The 526-nt window shown below is 58.9% G+C and carries 1 protein-coding gene; it reads right to left on the reverse strand.

Going from position 1 to position 526, the window contains the following annotated elements; genetic code table 11:
• A partial coding sequence (locus GC098_RS41255) for a DUF6596 domain-containing protein (protein ID WP_312880248.1) occupies positions 1–484 on the reverse strand: 484 nt, incomplete at its 3' end.
• Positions 485–526: the final 42 nt, after the last annotated feature.

A 526-nucleotide genomic window follows, 5' to 3' on the forward strand; every position in this document is an offset into this window, starting at 1 on the left:
CTTCCCACTCCGTTCGGCCAGTCCAGGCACGCTGGGCATGCACGGATTGAATTGCCGCTTCAAGCTGGAACCGCCCGATACGGTTCCCTTGCGCGGCAGCACGAAGGCAATGCTCCGCTTCCTCGATCATCGTGATTGACCAACGGGAATGATCCTGTTCGGTTATCGGAACATAGCCGCCTGCCTCATCGCGCCGCACATGGCGGCGTGCTTCACAGTGCAGCATAAGCGCCATCAATCCCAGCGCTTCCGGTTCCCCCGGCATGAACCGTACGATCAGCCTTCCCATGAAAATCGCTTCTTCGGCCAGTCCTTTCCGGCGTGGATCTACGCCGGCCACATCATCCCAGCCGCTCCCATAGGCTGCATAGACGGCTTCAAGCACGGCATCAAGGCGCTCAGGCCATTCGTCCTTTCCGGGCAAGTCGAATTTAATGTCGTCGCTCTTAAGTTTCGCTTTCGCACGGGTAAGGCGCTGCCCCATCGTAGCAGGCTTAACAACGAAGGCAGAAGCAATGCGGGCTGC

The organism is Paenibacillus phytorum (assembly GCF_013141715.1).
In the GTDB taxonomy this organism is placed as follows: domain Bacteria; phylum Bacillota; class Bacilli; order Paenibacillales; family NBRC-103111; genus Paenibacillus_E; species Paenibacillus_E phytorum.